Here is an 18,815-nt window from a genome sequence, read left to right as displayed (position 1 = left end):
ACTCGCTTTTCAAGCCAATGGGAATCGATTTAGTGTTAGTACTGCCGAATAGCGTCGAACGCTAGGGTTAGCTTGTGTAAGTCTTTTTTCCCCGGCTCGCTCTCAACACCTGAATTGAGATCGAGCCCTAAACAACCGATGTTTGCTGCTTGCTGAGCATTTTCAGGGGATAAGCCACCCGCTAACATGACATCGTTTACCTCGGTTAGTAATTGCCAGTCAAACCGTTGGCCAGTGCCGCCAGATTGCGTTCCTACTTTGGCATCGAATAAATGACGGTCAATGTGGCGCTCAAGTTTGGTCGGCAGGCAGTCGCTCACGCCATAAGCTTTCCAGATTTCAATCTGGCTAGGTAAGTGAGCTCTCAATTGGTCAACATAGGCTTGATCTTCTTCGCCATGCAGTTGCACCGCAAAGAGTTTTAACGTCGTAGCAATCTGTGTAATGGCTTCAATAGTGTGATTTTGAAACACGCCCACGTAGCGCAGCGGCGCGCCGCTCATCGTCAAACGTGCATTGTCCAAGTCGACATAGCGTTTGGATTGCGGCACAAAAATTAAGCCACCAAACACGGCTCCAGCTTGATAGGCTTTGGCCGCATCGTCAGCATGAGTTAAGCCGCACACTTTGTTTTCGCCGAGCGTCACTTTGCGTACCGCTAGCTCTAAATTTTCTTCGGCCATTAACGAGCTGCCGATTAAAAATCCATTGGCGTATTGTGAAAGTTCACGCACTTGTTGGTGAGTATAAATGCCAGACTCCGAGATGATCATGGTTCCTTCTGGGAGTAACGGTGCCAGCTGTTTAGTGCGATTTAGATCGGTTGAGAGATCGCGCAAGTTGCGGTTATTAATGCCAATAACTTTCGCTTGCAGGGCGACTGCCCGATGCAGCTCTTCCTCATTGCTCACTTCGGTTAAAATACCCATACCCAGTTGGTGAGCCACATTGGCTAGCGTTTGATAGTGTTGATCATCAAGGACGGACAGCATCAATAAAATGGCATCTGCACTGTAGTGACGAGCCAAATAAACCTGATAAACATCAACCATAAAGTCTTTGCAAATCACAGGTTGGCTTACTTGCGCGCGAACGCGTGGCAGAAATTCGAGGTTGCCTTGGAAATATTTTTCATCAGTCAAAACTGAAATGGCGTCTGCATATTGATGGTAAACCGAGGCGATATAATCCAAATCAAAATCTTGGCGAATGAGCCCTTTGGAAGGTGACGCTTTTTTACACTCCAAAATAAAAGCGGTTTTACCCGTGTTTAACGCATCATAAAACGAGCGATCCGATACGGTTAATAAGTGTTCGAAGCTGCCCAATGGTTGCTGCGTTTTACGCTGCTCGACCCATTCATATTTGTCATTGACGATTTTGGCCAACACTTCAGCCATTTGAGTATGCTGGGTTGAAATGTGGTCAGAAAGTTGCTCAGGCATGGGGCTTAACCTCTTTGTGCCAGTTGTTGGACAAGCTGATAGGCTTTGCCCGAGTTCATTACACTAATGGCCTGTTGTGTATTGGCTTTGAGATCTTCTTGGCCAAAAAGACGCAGCAGCAGCGCCACATTAACAGCGACGGCAGCCAGTTGCGCTGGCGTGCCTTTCCCTGTCAGCAGGTTGGTGATAATGGCGCGATTCTCCGCAGGCTCACCACCTTGAATGGCTTCAAGTGGATAGCTTTCAACACCAAAATCTTTAGGTGTTAAGGTGTATTCGATGATGTGTCCATCACGAATTTCAGCCACTAAGGTTTCACCATGAATCGCTACTTCATCTAAACCACTGCCATGAACGACCGCTGCACGTTTCAATCCCATTTGTAACATGGTTTGGGCAATAGGCAGAACCAGTTCTTTACTGTAAACACCCATCAGTTCAATGTTGGGGCGAGCAGGGTTAATTAGCGGTCCTAATATATTGAAGATAGTGCGCGTTTTCATGGTTTGGCGCACGGGCATCGCATGACGCACGCCACCATGATATTGCGGCGCAAATAGGAAAGCGACGCCCAAATCATCGATGGCTTGGCGAGTATTTTCAGCGCTCATCGCAAGGTTAATACCAAATGAATCCAGTAAATCAGAAGAGCCTGATTTGCTCGATACTCCACGATTACCATGTTTGGCAATTTTTACGCCACAGGCAGCAGCAACAAATGCTGCGGTGGTTGAAATATTAAAAGTATTTGAGCCATCACCACCAGTGCCGACTATGTCTGCAAAATCATAGTCTGGCCTTGGAAACGGGGCCGCGTTAGCCAATAATGCTTTGGCTGCGCCAGCAATTTCATCGGGTGTTTCACCTTTGATTTTCAGTGCCGTCAATACCGCCGCCATCAAAATAGAGTCGAGTTCACCACGGATGATGACATCAAACAGTTGCTGGCTTTCTGCTTGCGAGAGCGACTGCTGCGCGTAAAGTTTATTAATGATGTTTTCCATAAAATATCCCTATAAATCCGTTAGTGGGTGCTTTTTTCTAAAGCCCAATCGATCGCATTGGCAAGCAATGCTGCGCCATGAGTAGTCATGATGGACTCTGGATGAAATTGAAAGCCGCACACTTTATCTTGCTCTTGCACCACGGACATCACGAGCCCATCAACCTCAGCCGTGATGGTTAAACTATCTGGAACCTCAGTAGCCACTAGGGAATGATAACGAGCAATGGCTAGTGGTGACGGTAGCTGTTGGTAAATACGGTGATGTTGATGTTCCATCATCGAGATTTTGCCATGGATAATTTCGCCAGCACCCGCGACGGTGCCGCCGTAAGCTTCAACAATCGCTTGGTGACCTAAACAGATGCCAATGATCGGCACTTTGCCCTTAAGGCGTTGGATTAATTGTGGCATGCATCCCGCGTCTGCGGGCGCGCCCGGTCCGGGGGAGAGTAGCAGCAGCGGTTCATCCAATTGAAAGACCGCTTGTTCAATGCTCTGCGCGGCGATGTTGTTGCGATAAACTGTCACCGTATGGCCGAGTGAGCGGAATTGATCAACAAGGTTGTAGGTAAAGGAATCAAAGTTATCGATAAAAATAATGTTGGCCATGTCTGCTACTCCTGATGCGCGGCTTGAATTGCAGAGATCACGGCTTGTGCTTTACCACGTGTCTCGTCGGCTTCCGATTGAGGGTCTGAATCATAAACGACCCCAGCGCCCGCTTGAACTTGCGCAATACCCTGTTCGACATAAGCCGAGCGGATCACAATGCAAGTATCTAAATCGCCTTCCCCGGTAAGATAGCCTACCGCGCCACCGTAACTGCCACGGCGGGCTTTTTCCACGTTACGGATAAGCTGCATGGCGCGAATCTTCGGCGCACCAGTGAGTGTGCCCATATTCATGCACGCTTGGTAAGCGTGCAGTGCATCGAGATCGCTTCGGAGTTGACCCACCACGCGAGAAACCAAATGCATAACGTGACTGTAGCGATCCACTTTCAATAAATCAGCGACGTGGCGCGTTCCTGCTTGTGCAATACGCGCGACATCGTTGCGCGCAAGGTCGACCAACATCATGTGTTCAGCGTTCTCTTTTTTGTCGCAACGTAGTTCAAGTTCAATGCGGCTATCTAAATCAAAATCAATTGAACCATCGGCGCGTTTACCACGGCGGCGAGTCCCTGCGATAGGGTAAATCTCAATCTGGTTGGTTTCGGTGGCGTATTTCAATGCGCTTTCAGGAGAAGCGCCAAACAGAGTAAAGCGTTCGTCTTGCATATAAAACATGTAAGGGCTTGGATTGCTCTCTTTCAGTTTTTTATAAGCAGCAAGTGGTGAAGGGCAAGGCAGGGTAAATCGGCGAGAAGGGACCACCTGAAAAACATCGCCTTTCACGACAAATTCTTTTAACGCTTGAACGGTCTTGCAAAACTCTTGGTCAGAAATATTCGTTGTCACGCTTACGTTAGCTACGGTTTTGGCTTGCGGTAGTAATTTGGGTGCGGCACATTGCTGCGCGATCTCTTGTAAACGAGTAATTAATGTTTCGCGCATTGTTGGCGTGGGGTTAAAAACACTGGCTTGCAACTGACAATGCTCAGTTTTATGGTCAATCACTAACAAGGTTTCCGCGATATAAAAAACGTAGTCTGGACACTGATTAGTCGTATCGGCATTTCCTAGCGGTTCGAAGTTGGCCACCAAATCGTAGGCAAATAAACCGCCTAGAAAGAGGGCATGTTTATCGTGATGACGAAGATCGAAACTGTGCTGCACGAGACGTAGTGCATCAAAAGAAGAGGCTTCGCGTAGGCGAGAATCTTCGTCTAGCGTGTCGCATGGTGCTTGAAATTGAAGTGTTAAGGTATTTTGTTGTAACTGATGTTCAATATCCGTTTTAATATTACGCTGTAGATGTTCGATGAGCTGTTGACCATTGTCTGTCAATGCGTGAAAAGTGACAACGTGACCAAAGCAAGTGATGCGCACGGCAGCATCAACCAATAATAGACTTTTGAGATCCTGTTTTGAGTCGATCTCGGCGGATTCTAATAGCAAACAATCTGTTTTTGACTCACATAGCGTATGAAATAGACGTGTTGGATCTTGGGTATAAGGCACGGACATATTGATTACGTCAATTTGGCCTAAGTTTTTAATTTCAATGGTCTTATTCACAAGACCTCCTTGATGAATTTTAATGTTCCTGTCGTCCATACTCGCATAATCCTCTTAGAGACCCAATCATCACTTTGGGGGTTTCGCTGTTTTATTGCGCAATGTAATGTGAGCTATTCGACAAAATAAAAAGCCCGCTCATTGAGGCGGGCTTTGTGAATTCGTGTTCTATTTTAAAAGTACACGGTTGCCCACCAAGAACTTGTCCAAGTGTGCCACCAATTGAGCTCAGATGAAGCTGCGCTTAAATTGTGATTATGGTTTTGGTTAAATTCTTGTAACATGGTCAACCTCAAATACGTGCCTTGCATTTGTGTACTAGTTAACTAGTGCGAGAGTGAAAAGTCAAGCCTAAAAGATGGCCAAAATAAAATTATGAGAATTGATCTACATAGCCACACCACTTCTTCAGATGGCAGGTTATCGCCGCAAGCGTTAATCGATAGGGCGCTAAGCTTTGATATTGAGGTATTGGCGATCACTGATCACGATACGACTGATGCATTAACTATTGCTCATGACTATATTAATCAGCAACAATTACCCATCACCTTGATCGATGGCATCGAGATTTCCACGGTTTGGCAAAATAAAGATATTCATATTGTTGGGCTCAACATCGACTCAAACGCTCAAGCTTTGCAGCAGTTAATTGAGCAGCAAAAGGCACATCGTGTGCAGCGCGCACAATTGATTGCACAACGATTGCAAAAAGTGACACGTGAAGGGGTGTTAGAAGAGGTGCAAGCCATCGCCGGAGAGGCACCGATTACTCGTGCGCATTTCGCAAAATGGCTGGTTGAACAGGGTTTTGCGAAGAACATGCAGCAGGTGTTCAAAAAGTTTCTCACCCGCGATAATCCCGGGTATGTACCACCAAGTTGGTGCTCGATGACCGATGCCGTTGAAGCAATACACGCCGCTGGTGGCCAAGCGGTATTAGCGCATCCTGGACGATATGACTTGACGACCAAGTGGCTCAAGCGCTTAATAACGGCGTTTGTAGAAGCGGGTGGTGACGCTATGGAAGTGGCACAGCCACAACAAGCGCCACAAGAAAGACGTAATTTGGCCGATTATGCCATACAATACAATCTATTAGCTTCTCAAGGCAGTGACTTTCATTACCCCTCACCTTGGATGGAACTGGGGCGAAATCTTTGGTTGCCTTCTGGCGTCGATCCTGTCTGGAAAGATTGGGGTTTAAGCCCCGTAGATAGAGTCAATAATGAGGAATTACAATGAGCCAGTTTTTTTACGTTCATCCAGAAAACCCGCAGACTCGCTTGATTACTCAAGCGGTTGCTATTATCCGCAATGGCGGAGTTGTTGTGTACCCAACGGATTCTGGTTATGCACTAGGCTGCCAACTAGAAAATAAACAAGCATTAGAGCGTATTTGCCAAATTCGCCGCCTTGACGATAAGCATAATTTTACCTTGCTGTGCCGTGATTTGTCAGAGCTCTCTTTTTATGCGCGTGTGGATAATACCGCTTTTCGCTTGCTCAAGAATAATACACCTGGCCCTTATACCTTTATTTTTAAAGGGACCAAAGAAGTGCCACGTCGGTTGATGAATGCGAAGCGTAAGACGATCGGTATCCGCGTGCCTAATAACCGTATTGCACTTGATTTACTTGAAGCGTTAGGTGAACCACTAATGTCCACTTCACTTATTTTGCCCGGCAACACCCATACAGAATCGGATCCAGAAGAGATTCGGGATCGCCTTGAGCACGCCGTGGATGTCATTTTAAACGGGGGCTATTTAGGTGAACAGCCGACGACAGTGATTGATTTCAGTGAAGATGAGATGGTGGTTGCTCGCGTGGGAGCGGGTGATCCAACACCTTTTGAATAGCTTTTGAGTAGGCCATCAAAACGAGTGCTTTTTGGCGTAGAATTTGAGATACTATGCGGCCGCGATTTTGGGGTCGCATTTTTTCATTCGACGTCTGTGAAGACGACACATAGGTAGATAAATGAGCGAAAAGTTACAAAAAGTTTTAGCACGAGCTGGTCATGGTTCTCGTCGTGAGTTAGAAGCTTTGATTAGAGCAGGGCGTGTCAGTGTTAATGGCAAGGTAGCTATGTTGGGCGAGCGTCTAGAAGATGATAACGCGGTCGTGCGTATTGATGGACATGCTGTTTCCGTTAAAGCGCCAGAAGAGGTTATTTGTCGAGTGCTTGCTTACTACAAACCGGAAGGTGAGCTTTGTACCCGTCATGATCCAGAAGGTCGTCGGACGGTATTTGATCGTCTACCTAAAATTCGTGGTTCGCGTTGGATTTCAGTTGGCCGCTTAGATGCCAACACCTCAGGCTTACTTCTCTTTACTACCGATGGTGAATTGGCTAATCGCCTTATGCACCCAAGCCGTCAAGTAGAACGCGAATATTTAGTGCGTGTTTTTGGCGAAGTGAACGAGCAGAAAGTGCGTAACCTCGTTAAAGGGGTTGAGCTAGAAGATGGTTTGGCACGCTTTGAAGATATCGTTTACGCTGGTGGTGAAGGTATGAACCATACTTTCTACGTCGCGATTAACGAAGGCCGTAATCGTGAAGTTCGTCGTCTTTGGGAATCTCAAGATACCACAGTGAGCCGTTTGAAACGCGTTCGTTATGGCGAGATCTATTTGGACAAAAAACTGCCACGCGGCGGTTGGATGGAACTGGATCTTAAAGATGTAAACTATTTACGTGAATTGGTTGAACTGCGTCCTGAAAAAGAGACGATGCTAGATTTGAGCAAAGACAACACTTCACGTACTCGTGAGCGTGCGCGTAGCCAAAAAATTCGCCGTGCCGTTAAGCGCCATGAAGAGCGCGTAACGACGACTGGCAAGCCTAAAAGTCGTACGACCAATGGTACAACGACGAATGGTAAAAAAACTAACGGTACGACAACCAATGGCACAACGACTGGCCGTCGCAAGCCTGCTTCAAGTACCCGTAACAGTGGTGCCGATGGTAGCCGCGGCACTGGTCGGCCTCAAACTGGTAAAGCGAAAGCGCCACGTCGATAAGCGAAACTTTCTCGTTGCCTGTTAATTGATATTAAAATCCCGAGCTTAGCTCGGGATTTTTTCGTTTAAGATATTGATAATAAAATAAAAATTAAAACAATAGAGTTGGTATTGAGCACTTGTGCATGATTGACATCCCTATGTTCATATTTTCTGGTATTTAAGTGAGTAGAGTGAAGAAACAGGCTACATGTGGCATGTATGGTATGGTTGACTAAATTTTAGTGATGCTACAATGTTACGATCATAAGCGGGTACATTTGGAGTCAGTTAAACATGGATAGAGCAGGCATCTCAGCCGTTAAAGTGGCACTTATCTACGCAACATTTGCCGTGCTCTGGATATTATTCTCGGATATGACAGTCGAATTATTGCTAGATAACGCCCAGTTGCGCGCTCTCGCTCAAACCTATAAGGGGTTGATGTTTGTCATTATTACCGCCTTACTTTTGCTCATGTTGGTGCTTAGAGGGAATCGCTTACTAGAAAAGGCCAATGATATGGACAGCCTCACTGGGCTGCACAGCCTTAGTATGTTTGTGCGTACTCTCAATATCACGATCAAAAAATTAAAGTCTAATGAGCGATTTATTCTTTGTTACCTTGATGTCGACGATTTTAAAAGTATCAACGAAACTCTGGGGTTTGAGCGTGCAGATGCATTTTTGCAGGATTTAGCTCACGATATTAACGAAATGGCTTTGCCCGGCTCATTAGTATCGCGCTTACATGCCGATCAGTTTGCCAGTTTTGTAAAGTTGAGTGACGCTGTAGATATGGATTCTCATGTTCGGAGCGTCCAACGTCTGTATACCCATCGGGCCAAGCAACACAATATTGAAACAACTTGCTGCATAGGTGTTGCCATTTACCCAGCCGATGGTATCAGTGCTAGAGAACTGATGGTTTCCGCGACTGAGGCTCTTAATGTTGCAAAGAAACAAAAGAATGCCATTCAGTATCATGACAAAACATTAACAGAAAAAGCGATGCAGCGCCGGCAAATGGTCCTCGACCTGCGCTTAGCGATCGACGACGATAGCTTAACGGTTGTATATCAACCTAAATATGACCTAAAAACATTAACAGTCAACGGTGTCGAAGTACTGATTCGTTGGAACCATCCTGTTAAAGGCGCTATCCCGCCTGATGTTTTTATCCCATTAGCCGAGGACAATGGCTTGACGGGCGCTATCTCCAAATTTGTGGTTGGAAAAGTATCACAGGAGCTGGGGCGTTCAGGAATATTGGGGACACAAATTAAACACGTTGCTGTTAATGTCTCCGCGACTGAGTTCAATAATGCTGATGAGATGTATGAACTCACGCGATTTATTCAGCAGCATGAGAATTTGAACTCATACATACGCATTGAAATTACGGAAACAGCAACGCTTACCGATATGAAAAAGAGTGTTGAAATTATTTCTAATCTGCAATCTAACGGGATTACTTTTTCCATCGATGATTTTGGCACGGGTTATACGTCACTTGCCATGCTCAAAGATCTTACTGTGGATGAAATCAAAATTGACCGCAGTTTCGTCTCTGAAGTAGAACATGATGATCGTTCAAGAACGATAGTGAATGCCATTATTGCTATGGCGCAAAGTTTTGACATCAATATTGTGGCAGAAGGCGTAGAGACAGCCAACCAATTGAAAATTTTGCAGACAATGGGCTGTCAACAAGTGCAGGGCTACTACCTAGGACACCCAATGCCAGTGGAAGATCTTATTAACCATCTATCTTTGAATATTAATTAAAAATCTCACCTATAAAATGAGTAGTATGCTCAGTACTTATTAAGCTGATGAGGTACGTATTTAGCTAGTTTGGTTGACTGCCGCTTCTTCACCCTCATGCACTGACTCTCAAAGCAAGAGGGCGAAGATTTTTCATAGCAAGCTTCAGTTACCTAATTCAGCATAGTGTTCCTAAAAAAGATAAGTCTCATAACGAGCAAATGACAAACTATGGCTACAAGGTTTGCTGTAGTTGGAAATAGCGGCCTTGTTTGGCCAATAACGCTTGGTGGCTACCGTATTCTACGATTTCACCTTGTTCAATCAGGCAAATAGCATCCATTGTTTCTAACTCGACCAAGCGGTGAGTAATAAAGAGGACCGTTTTATGCGCAAAATGCTGTTGAAACAGAGCCAGAATTTGCTGCTCGGTTTGTTTATCCAAGCCTTCCGTGGGTTCATCGAGTAATAAAATTGAACCGTTGTGGAGCAGCGCGCGCGCGATACCGATGCGGCGTTTCTCTCCACCAGAGAGCTGACGGCCGCCGTCACCCAGCCATGCGTCCAAACCTAGATCGTCCAATAGAGTATGTAAACCGACTTGCGTTAAGGCGTGAGCTAACTGTTGATCGTTTGCGCTTGGATTGGCCATCGCGAGGTTGTCTCGCAGCGTGCCATTGAGTACATCTACACGTTGGCTAACCACACTGATGGTTTGGCGAAGTTCGCTCTCATTCCATGCTGTTAAGTGGGTACCTGCAATGGAGACGCTACCTTGCTGTGGATCCCAATAGCGTGACAGCAGTTGCATTAAGGTCGATTTGCCAGAGCCTGTTTGCCCCACTATCGCAACGCGATGCCCTGCGGGAATATGGAGGTTGACACCGCGTAGCACATCTTGGCTGCTGTCAGGATAGTGAAAGGTTACGTCTGAAAATTCAATATCAAATTGACCTGAGTGCTGAGTTAAAGCGGTAGGAAATTGGACTTCAGGCTCAGCCAAAATAATATCGTTGAGGCGGCGAGCAGAAGTGAGTGTTTGCCCTAAATGTTGAAATGCACCAGCAATCGGCATCAGCAGTTCAAAACTTGCCATAGTTGCAAAAGCCACCAGTGCAATCATCGGGTCGGGTTGATTGCCTGCCACACCATCGGCGGCAAGCCAGATCACTAACACAAGCGTCCAGCCATTAGCGAGCATGAGCAGTGCTTGTGCAAGGCCAGAAAAATGAGCGTTAGCCAATTGATTGACCAGCAATTTTTGCTGCGCGCTAAGAATCGCTTCACGGTAACGGCTTTCTGCACCAAACAGGGTCAGTTCACTGTAGCCTTGCAACCAGTCAAGCGTTGCAATACGCAAATCCGCCTTGTGCTGGGTGAGCTCGGCACCATTACGCTGACCCAGTTTATAAAAGAGGACTGGCCACACGAGCAGTAGCGTTAGAAGAATTGCACCAAGGGTTAAGCCAATGGCAGGGTCGAACCAACATAAGAATGCCGTTAACGCACTAATGCCCAGCACACCCACGGTTACTGGGCTGATTAAGCGTAAATAGACGTGATCCATAGCATCGATATCTGCCACTAGACGGTTGAGTAAATCAGCGTCTCTGAGGTTTGACACACGTCCTGGGATCAGTGGCGCGAGTTTTTGGAAGAAGAAAATACGCAGATCCGTCAGCAGCTTGAATGTAGCATTATGGCTGACAACGCGCTCACCCCAACGTCCTGCAGTGCGTCCCATGGCAAACCCACGTACAAACGCGCCCGGTAGCATGTAGTTGAATGTTTCACGAGCAATGGTTAAGCCAGCAATGGCCGCTGCGGATAAAAACCAGCCGGATAAGGTCAGTAGACCAATCGAGGCAAACAGGGTTAAAAAGGCCAGCAGCATACCGAGAGATAAACCAAACCAGTGCTTTTTATACAATTTAAGGTAAGGGATGAGATCACGCATCAAGGTTCCCCTTATTGGCTTCATCAAGCGCTTGATTAGCTTGTAACATATCGGAAAACAGACCATTTTGCTGGCTGAGTGTGTTGTAATCGCCTGTTTGAATTATCGCCCCATTTTGCATCACCAAAATCTGTTGCACCGATTTTAATGGTGCTAATTGGTGCGTCACGATTAAAGCGGTGTGGTGTTGAATTTGGCGGTTCAAACCTTGCATCACTAACTGTTCGCTGCGTGCATCTAAGCTGGCGGTTGGTTCATCAAGTAGCCAAAAATTGCCGTTTTGTAGCAGCGCGCGAGCAAGTGCAATTCGCTGAGCTTGTCCGACAGATAATCCACCAGATCGATCGGTTATGGCGTAATCCAAACCATGTTTGTCGACAAATTCAGCCGCATAGGCATTATCTAAAGCCGAATGAAGCGCTTCGTCACTCATGTCATGCTTGCCGAGGCTGATATTCTCAACGATGGTTCCGTGCACCAATAGTGGGTTTTGCCCAACCCAACTGATCTGCTTACGCCAGCTGGTATGCTCAAGATTGCTCAGTTCAATACCATTGATTTTCAAACTGCCTTGGTAAGGCATGAAGCCTAAAATGGCGTTTACTAAGCTGGTTTTACCTGCACCGCTTGGCCCGACAAGCGCAGTGGTTGAATGGTTATCTAACGTAAATGAAATTGGGCCGACCAAGCGTTTTCCTTCTGGGCTAAACACTTCGAGATCTTGCGCTACAATGTCAATCTGCTGTGCACCGTCGAGCGAGATAGATCCTGATTTCACTTTGCTGATGTCTGTTTCCAAAAACTCGACAATGCTTTCAGCCGCGCCGACAGCTTGTTGTTTGGCGTGATAAAAGGTGCCCAAATCACGTAATGGTTGATAAAACTCAGGCGCAAGGATCAAGATAAATAGGCCGGAAAATAGAGTTACGGCTGTACCGTAGTAGCCGAAATTCAACTCGCCAATAAAGCTAAAACCAAAGTAAACGGCGGTGATGGCGATCGATATCGAGGTGAAAAATTCTAACACTGCTGATGATAGAAAGGCGATTTTCAATACATCCATTGTGCGAGTGCGAAAGACTTCAGAAGCGCCTTTAAGCTGATCGGCTTCGGCTTGTGTGCGGTTGAATAGGCGTATTGTAGTCATCGACTGCAGGCGATCATAAAAGTGACCAGATAACCGCTGCAGAGCTTTGAAATTTTTACGATTAGCATCGGCTGCTTTCATACCGACTAAGGCCATAAACAGCGGCACTAAGGGTGCGGTGATTAAGAAAATCAAACCCGCCGCCCAGTTGACGGGAAAGACCACAATCAAAATCATAAACGGGATCAACACAGATAATGACATCTGCGGTAAATAGCGCGCAAAAAAGTCCTGCATGTTTTCGACTTGTTCAAGCAGTAATGTTGCCCATGCACCGGCAGGCTTACCTTTAATGTAAGCAGGGCCCAACTCGCGAACTTTATCCAGTATTAACTGACGGATATAAATGCGGATCTGCTCTCCGCAGCGAAAACCCGCAATTTCACGCCCCCATGCGCACGCGGCACGTGCGGCAATCGTCACCACCAAACCAAAAAAATAGGGAATGAGCTCTGCTTTATCAACTTGTTCAATAATCAGTTGATGCAGAATGGAGGCGAGGAGTGCGGCCTGAGCCAGCAAAAACACACTTGATAATACGCCAAGGCCAACAGCAATCATTAACCAGCGTTTTGCCAGTTTACTTTGCTGTTTGAGCCAATTATTCAAGCTACGTTGCTTTTTCTTATCCATTTCGAAGGCTTAATGAGAATTATTATGTAAACGGAAGGGCGGTAGTATACAAAATAAAGCCCGATGGATATACCACCGGGCTGTAGGGTTTTGTTATAAAACTGGAAAATAACCTTTTGTTTACTTGTCGTTCATTCCTACTTATCGTTCAAGCTATCTAGGTAACGTTCCGCATCTAAGGCGGCCATACAACCCGTTCCTGCCGAAGTGATCGCTTGGCGATAGTTGTGATCCATCACATCACCAGCAGCAAACACACCTTCAATACTAGTTTGAGTTGCATTACCATCAAGGCCAGATCTGACCACGATATAGCCTTCTTTCATCTCTAGCTTACCAGCAAACATGTCGGTATTCGGTTTGTGACCAATCGCGATAAAGACGCCCATCACGTCCAGATCTTCTGTAGTTTCTGATTGGGTGTGTTTCATACGAACACCCGTCACGCCAGTCTCATCACCTAAGACTTCCTCTAAGGTACGGTCAGTGTGTAGCACTATATTGCCGCTTGCGACTTTATCCATCAGACGGTTAATCAGTATTTTTTCTGCGCGGAACGAATCACGGCGGTGGATGAGGTGAACTTGTGCCGCAATATTAGATAGATAAAGCGCTTCTTCCACAGCGGTATTGCCGCCGCCCACTACTGCAACTTTTTGGTTACGATAGAAAAAACCATCGCAAGTAGCACAAGCGGAAACTCCTCGTCCTTTAAAGGCTTCTTCTGAATCTAAACCTAGGTAACGTGCGGATGCTCCTGTTGAAATGATCAGAGCATCGCAGCTATATTCTGCACTATCACCTTTAAGGCGGAATGGCCGCTGTGAAAAATCAACTTCATTAATATGATCAAACACAATCTCGGTTTCGAAGCGCTCGGCATGCTCTTTCATTCGCTCCATTAAAGCAGGGCCCGTGAGGCCTTCGGCGTCTCCTGGCCAGTTTTCTACTTCTGTAGTGGTCGTTAACTGACCACCTTGCTGCATACCGGTAACGAGAACTGGATTAAGGTTAGCGCGAGCTGCGTAAACGGCTGCCGTATAACCAGCCGGGCCAGAACCAAGAATAAGAAGTTTGCAATGTTTCACGTTGCTCATGGGGACTCCAGTATCGAAAATGCTCGAAAATTTAACACGATTGTAGGGAATATCTCGAGTCAATTAAAGCGATTACATGGGCTAGCTTAGAAATAATCGTTATATAGCCAAACTAAGCAATGATGGGACTTGGCTAATAAGTCAGCCAACGTGTTTTTAAGCAATTTCGGCCGCTGGCTTTAGCCGCATAAAGCAGTTGGTCGACTTCTTCACACAATGCTTGGAGATCTAAATCCGTATTCGTTGCGGTCAACACGCCAAAACTCGAAGTGACGGATACCGATTCTCGTGATTCGGTTACAAAATCGTGGTCTTCAATTTTTCGGCGTAAGGTTTCGGCAATTTCGCTAGCGACGCTTAAGTCAGTGTCGGGTAGTAAGATGAGAAACTCTTCCCCACCGTAGCGAGCGACAACATCGGAAGAGCGTACCGATGACTTAAAGATAGCCGCAATTTCCACTAATACTTGATCGCCGAAGGCGTGACCATAAGTGTCATTAATGACTTTAAAATAATCAATATCGGTTAAAATAAGGCTAATCGGTTTTGCATCCTCATTATGTTGGATCTGCTCGTCTAATTGCGCTGAGTCGAATGGTTCGGCGTTTTTTTTAGGTGAAGATTGACCTTTGAACCAAGTTTGTTGCCACATCAAAATCCGTTGTGCGAGTTTAATAAGCGCTTCGCTACTATTTTGGTAAGATTTGGATTGATGTTTTGCAAATCGTTCTTCCATGTAGCGTCGATTATACAAGCCAGTCAAGGTGTCCGTTTTGGCAAGCATGCCCATTTTGATGCGAGAGCGGTTGGCCCAGATAAATATGACCAATAATCCGATTAATGCAAGAGCAAGGAAAAAGACGATTTCACCTAATAGATGAAACGTTTTCTGATGGTTTTCAATTTCTAGCTTTTGAAGTACGTTGTTCCAGTTTAGATCCTGATTTTCATATTGTAGACGCTCAAGATCAAACAACATTTGTTGTCTCTGTAAGTTCTCTATCTGTTCAACATTGCGAAGTGTGAGCGATCGTAAATGATAAAAATCATAAGTTTCATAGGCTTGTTTGTAGTTGTTTTGCCCAGCATAAGCCTGTGCTGCCACTTTTAACAACTCTATCTGTTGAATAAGTAGATTTGATCTTTGCTTGATATGCACAATGAGTGGTTCTACAAATTCAATCACTTCACCGTAGCGTTTTTGTTCCAATAGATCTTGTGTTTGTAATAGCTGAAAAGTGGCAAGGTAGCCTGGTTGGCTTTCTCTGTACTGCAGTTCCTCCGCTTTTTTCAAGAAAAAGCGCATTTGATCTCGGTTGTTGGTATCTCGATAAAGCCGTGCAAGTTCGATGTTAATACGAAAGCGATGTCGCCCGTCACCCAGTATTTGTGCTAGCTTGAGTGCGGTTTTATAGGTTTCGATCGCCGCCGTGATTTGATTACGTGACTCTTGCAACTTAGAGATGTCGAGTAAGCTAACCAACTGGCTATAGGACATTTTACGCTGCTTGAAGTAACTGTAGGAATTTTCAAGTAACAGCTGTGAACGATCAAAATCTTGTAGCTGAACCAGTATTTGACCTAGACCGTGAGATATTCTCTCCATTAACTCTTTGTTATCTATTGATTTTGCTGTATCAATTGAGGTCATTATTGCGGCGTACGATTTTTTAAACTCGCCTTGCTCTTGGTAATAGAGGCTTTTAGCTAGTAATACTTCTGATTCGATTTGTGCATTGTGATCGTTTCCTGCTTCAACTAACAGTGCGTCAAGTTTCGGCAACACGTCGACTTTTTGGTGCCGTAAAGCTTGAATCTCTCTTAGTTTGAGAGTGAGCGTTTCAACGTTGGTGTGTTCTGTTCGCTTTAATCCTAATTGTGCCGCTTCTAAGCTCCTATCATATTCCTCTAGTAGCCCATATACAGTGGCTTTGGCCAAATAGTAACGTACAACGAGAGCGGAAGGCTGTGACAATATGATGTAGTCTTCTTCTAGTTCACTAATTTGTGCTTTTGCCTTGATCGGTAGTGAATAGGTGATCTGCTCAATGCCCTCCAATGCTTGGAGAAATTTATCTTTAGGATCCATAGCCGCATAGGCATTGATTACACTGAAACCTAATGCGATGAAAGTCCACAGTGTGACTTTAATACTAGAGTTCACGAGTTGAGGATCTCCTTATCAGCTGAGCGATGTTTCAACTAAGTCTTAATAGTCAAATATATCAATTAGTTTGATGATCTAGTATTAACTTTAGTCTAATTTTTGGCATGGCTTACTACTTAAATGGTGCTAATTTCGAGTTAATGAGATGCTATATGGCTCATGGATTAATACTTGCTAAATTTAGTCGAATCGAGCTGATAAATTAGTTACTGATATTTCCTTTAAACCCGCCCATGGTCTATATACCATTCCTACATCATTCTAATGTTGGTAATTCATTGTTTTTAAAAGCTTATTAACCTTGAAGTAGTGAGCTTGTCTAAAAATCGCTATGTGTCATGCTCGCTATTGGATGTTAATTCTTATTTTTGTGATTATTTAAGTATTAAATTTTATATTGCTAGTCACATACAGATATAACATTCATTTTTACTTGAATGTGCAATATTAGTGCGTATCCTTAATGTAAATTAATTGTTAATTTAATGTGTCCAATCATTTAATTAAGGAGTTGGTGATGTTAGCTGTACACGAAAACACTTTACAGATTACGCAATTAAGTCAAAAAGCGATTCAACAACTTGCTCCCTCCTTTGCGCAATTACCACATACGGAGCATGCTGATGGTCAGTATCGTTTACGGCGCTACTCTGTGGTTCAATTTAACAAAGGGAAAGTCGAGGCGTTGGACAAGCATGACTTTATGCAAACCGATCAAATCAATCATTTTCAAGGCAACATTAAGCGTCATTTCGATCCTATTTTACCCTCTACGTTACAAAGTGAAGGGATGAGAGAAGTGTGCGAGGTGTTTGTGAGTACGAATGGTCTGCCTAATGGGCAAGAGATTGAAATCCATCAGATCCGAATTGCTGCTGTGTTTGATGAGACGCAAGTCGCGCCAGAAGGTGTCCATCAAGACGGTTTTGATCATATTGCGTTGGTGGGGGTGAATCGCCACAACATCGTCGGCGGTGAAATTATGCTGTATCAAGACTGCCATGAAGCCCCTTTCTTTCGGAAAGTGTTAGAAAATGGTGAGATTGCGATGCTCGCGGACAGTAAGTTATGGCATAACGCTTGTCCTATTCGCTCAATTGAGCATGGGCAAGAAGGTCATATGGATGTTTTTGTATTAACCGCTAAGGATGGCCGAAATGATCTTCACTCCTGAAAAAGTGCGTACGCAGTTTAGTGCTTTGTCGCAAAAATATCATGGTAAGTCAGTGAGTTTCTTAGATGGTCCAGGTGGCTCGCAAGTACCTAAGTCGGTAATAGAAAAAATGAGTGAATATCTGGGCCATTTTAACTCTAATTTGGGCGGACACTATTTTTCAAGCCAAATCACCACTGATTTAATGCAGCAGGCTCGTGAGTCGGTGCAAGCGCTTCTGAACGCTGAGTCATCAGGAAATATTGTATTTGGCGCGAATATGACCTCGTTGACTTTTCAGCTAAGTCGAGCCATTAGCCGAGATTGGCAAGCGGGCGATGAAGTGATTGTTACTGCGCTTGACCATTACTCCAATGTCTCCAGTTGGCAGCAAGCGGCGCAGGATAAGCACGTTACAGTGCACCAGGTAAAGGTGAACCAACAAGATTGTACTTTGGATGTTGAGCACTTACTGTCATTGCTCAATCCTAAAACAAAGCTGGTAGCGGTCACTTATGCTTCGAATACCACAGGATCTATTGTCGATGTTAAACGCATTGTGGATGCGGCGCATCAAGTCGGCGCGATGGTGTATGTGGATGCCGTTCACTATGCTCCGCACCATTTGATTGATGTACAAGAATTAGGCTGTGATTTTTTAACCTGTTCGGCATATAAGTTTTTTGGTCCACACGTTGGTATCGCTTATATCGCTTCGCAGTGGTTACATGCACTTAAACCCTACAAAGTTGAACCAGCAACCAATATTGGTCCGGGACGTTTTGAAACCGGTACACAGAGTTTTGAAGGTTTGGCAGGCGTGATTGCTGCAGTGGAATATTTGGCGCAATGGGGAGACGCGAGTGGCTCGTTAAGAGAGCGTTTGATCGATAGTTTCATTCAATACAACCAGCATGAACGCCAATTGAGTGAGTATTTTCTGTATAAACTTAAAGGATTGAGTTCGGCTAAGCTCTATGGCCTGACCAAGGCTAACAGTGAGCTACGTACACCGACCTTTGCCATTCGCTTAGCTAATCACCATCCAGAATTTGTGGCCAAAACATTGGGCGAGCATAATATTTGTGTGTGGAATGGGCATTTCTATGCGCTTGGTTTAGTGCGTCAGTTAGATCTTGAAAACAGCGGTGGAGTTGTCCGTATCGGTTTTATGCACTACAACACGCGCAGTGAAATTGACGCTTTGTTTGATGTCTTATCCACATTAGCGTAACCAAAGTGGCCCGGAAATCTGTC

The 18,815-nt window shown here is 45.1% G+C and carries 15 protein-coding genes and 1 other annotated feature; of the genes, 6 read left to right on the top strand and 9 right to left on the bottom strand.

Going from position 1 to position 18,815, the window contains the following annotated elements:
• Positions 1–35: 35 nt before the first annotated feature.
• The 5 genes from trpCF to AACT23_RS08295 all read right to left on the bottom strand — a co-directional run bounded on the left by trpCF (position 36) and on the right by AACT23_RS08295 (position 4,942).
• Complete coding sequence (trpCF, locus tag AACT23_RS08315; RefSeq protein WP_094129429.1) at positions 36–1,445, bottom strand: bifunctional indole-3-glycerol-phosphate synthase TrpC/phosphoribosylanthranilate isomerase TrpF; 1,410 nt, start codon at positions 1,443–1,445, stop codon at positions 36–38.
• A gap of 5 nt (positions 1,446–1,450) precedes the next feature.
• Positions 1,451–2,449, bottom strand: coding sequence for an anthranilate phosphoribosyltransferase (gene trpD, locus AACT23_RS08310; protein ID WP_013857143.1), 999 nt, complete (start codon positions 2,447–2,449; stop codon positions 1,451–1,453).
• Between the two features lie 20 nt (positions 2,450–2,469).
• Complete coding sequence (locus AACT23_RS08305) at positions 2,470–3,060, bottom strand: aminodeoxychorismate/anthranilate synthase component II (RefSeq protein WP_013857142.1); 591 nt, start codon at positions 3,058–3,060, stop codon at positions 2,470–2,472.
• 5 nt (positions 3,061–3,065) lie between these two features.
• Complete coding sequence (locus AACT23_RS08300; protein WP_094129427.1) at positions 3,066–4,631, bottom strand: anthranilate synthase component 1; 1,566 nt, start codon at positions 4,629–4,631, stop codon at positions 3,066–3,068.
• A gap of 124 nt (positions 4,632–4,755) precedes the next feature.
• Positions 4,756–4,858 (bottom strand) — a sequence feature (Trp leader region).
• Positions 4,805–4,942 (bottom strand): hypothetical protein, encoded by a 138-nt coding sequence (locus AACT23_RS08295; protein ID WP_010318233.1) that lies wholly within the window; start codon positions 4,940–4,942, stop codon positions 4,805–4,807. Its footprint overlaps the feature before it by 54 nt.
• Before the next feature lie 64 nt (positions 4,943–5,006).
• On the opposite strand from AACT23_RS08295, the gene rnm reads away from it, so the two are divergent.
• From rnm to AACT23_RS08275, 4 genes are all read left to right on the top strand, one after another.
• Positions 5,007–5,876 (top strand): RNase RNM, encoded by an 870-nt coding sequence (gene rnm, locus AACT23_RS08290; protein ID WP_094129424.1) that lies wholly within the window; start codon positions 5,007–5,009, stop codon positions 5,874–5,876.
• Positions 5,873–6,493: an L-threonylcarbamoyladenylate synthase gene (locus AACT23_RS08285; protein WP_013857139.1), complete on the top strand. Its 621-nt coding sequence runs from the start codon at positions 5,873–5,875 to the stop codon at positions 6,491–6,493. Before rnm ends, AACT23_RS08285 begins: the two co-directional genes overlap by 4 nt.
• Positions 6,494–6,614: 121 nt before the next feature.
• Positions 6,615–7,658 (top strand): 23S rRNA pseudouridine(2605) synthase RluB, encoded by a 1,044-nt coding sequence (gene rluB, locus AACT23_RS08280; RefSeq protein ID WP_013857138.1) that lies wholly within the window; start codon positions 6,615–6,617, stop codon positions 7,656–7,658.
• Between the two features lie 276 nt (positions 7,659–7,934).
• Positions 7,935–9,425, top strand: coding sequence for a putative bifunctional diguanylate cyclase/phosphodiesterase (locus AACT23_RS08275; RefSeq protein ID WP_094124102.1), 1,491 nt, complete (start codon positions 7,935–7,937; stop codon positions 9,423–9,425).
• Positions 9,426–9,639: 214 nt separating this feature from the next.
• On the opposite strand, the gene cydC is transcribed toward AACT23_RS08275, so the two are convergent.
• The 4 genes from cydC to AACT23_RS08255 form a co-directional block, all read right to left on the bottom strand.
• Complete coding sequence (cydC, locus tag AACT23_RS08270) at positions 9,640–11,361, bottom strand: heme ABC transporter ATP-binding protein/permease CydC (RefSeq protein WP_094129421.1); 1,722 nt, start codon at positions 11,359–11,361, stop codon at positions 9,640–9,642.
• A complete protein-coding gene (cydD, locus tag AACT23_RS08265) occupies positions 11,354–13,141 on the bottom strand; it encodes a heme ABC transporter permease/ATP-binding protein CydD (protein ID WP_094129418.1) in 1,788 nt (595 codons plus the stop codon). The genes cydC and cydD overlap by 8 nt, the downstream gene beginning before the upstream one ends.
• A gap of 137 nt (positions 13,142–13,278) precedes the next feature.
• The gene (trxB, locus tag AACT23_RS08260; RefSeq protein ID WP_026027123.1) at positions 13,279–14,238 is read right to left on the bottom strand and encodes a thioredoxin-disulfide reductase; all 960 of its coding nucleotides are present in this window, start codon (positions 14,236–14,238) and stop codon (positions 13,279–13,281) included.
• Positions 14,239–14,371: 133 nt separating this feature from the next.
• Positions 14,372–16,402, bottom strand: a complete 2,031-nt coding sequence (locus AACT23_RS08255) for a GGDEF domain-containing protein (protein WP_094129415.1) — start codon at positions 16,400–16,402, stop codon at positions 14,372–14,374.
• A 520-nt stretch (positions 16,403–16,922) separates the two neighbouring features.
• Between AACT23_RS08255 and AACT23_RS08250 the strand changes: the two genes are divergently transcribed.
• Together AACT23_RS08250 and AACT23_RS08245 are read left to right on the top strand one after the other, a co-directional pair.
• The gene (locus tag AACT23_RS08250) at positions 16,923–17,579 is read left to right on the top strand and encodes a 2OG-Fe dioxygenase family protein (RefSeq protein ID WP_026028039.1); all 657 of its coding nucleotides are present in this window, start codon (positions 16,923–16,925) and stop codon (positions 17,577–17,579) included.
• Entirely contained in the window at positions 17,554–18,792 is a 1,239-nt protein-coding gene (locus AACT23_RS08245) for a cysteine desulfurase-like protein (protein WP_013857127.1), read from the top strand. Before AACT23_RS08250 ends, AACT23_RS08245 begins: the two co-directional genes overlap by 26 nt.
• Positions 18,793–18,815: the final 23 nt, after the last annotated feature.

The organism is Vibrio sp. V09_P4A23P171 (assembly GCF_963875615.1).
Lineage (GTDB): Bacteria > Pseudomonadota > Gammaproteobacteria > Enterobacterales > Vibrionaceae > Vibrio > Vibrio anguillarum.
This window is presented reverse-complemented; position numbering and strand designations above follow the sequence as displayed.